The sequence below is a fragment of the Pandoraea sp. PE-S2R-1 genome, assembly GCF_002179865.1.
GTDB lineage: Bacteria > Pseudomonadota > Gammaproteobacteria > Burkholderiales > Burkholderiaceae > Pandoraea.
Map to the genome: position 1 here is coordinate 1 of NZ_NGUR01000024.1, position 453 is coordinate 453.

A 453-nucleotide genomic window follows, 5' to 3' on the forward strand; every position below is an offset into this window, starting at 1 on the left:
GTAGCGATAGCTGCCGGACTTGGCAGAGAGAGTCTATACAAAGCTCTTTCGCCAAATGCTCAACCACGGTTTTCCACGGTACTGCGAGTCATGCGCGCGCTAGGCGTAAAACTGTCGACGGTACCTGAGCGGACCGCTCACGCATAAGAAAAATCCATCCGCCTACGGGCTCAGAGCCGCCTCCGTCGCCCGTAAAACGAACCGTTTCTAGATCCTGTCATGGCGCGTGACATTTCATTCCCGCCGGCCTTGAGATAGCCCCCTAGAACTCGCACCTCCCCGACGATCGTTACCCCGGAACAGAACTAACGACGTCCGACGTCCCGAGTTGAAACTTTCCAACACTTCAAATGAAGCGAAAACGAGAGAATCGCCGATATATAGACGGGACGGAACTTTCATTGGAGCAATGGCTGGACTTGGTACTGGTTCCAGAATTCATGCGCGATTACG

General features: G+C 53.9%; 1 protein-coding gene. It reads left to right on the forward strand.

The genetic code is table 11. The features are described from left to right. On the forward strand, positions 1-147 hold a 147-nt coding region (locus tag CDV44_RS28525), incomplete at its 5' end, for a DNA-binding protein (protein ID WP_371328822.1). Positions 148-453 lie beyond the last annotated feature (306 nt).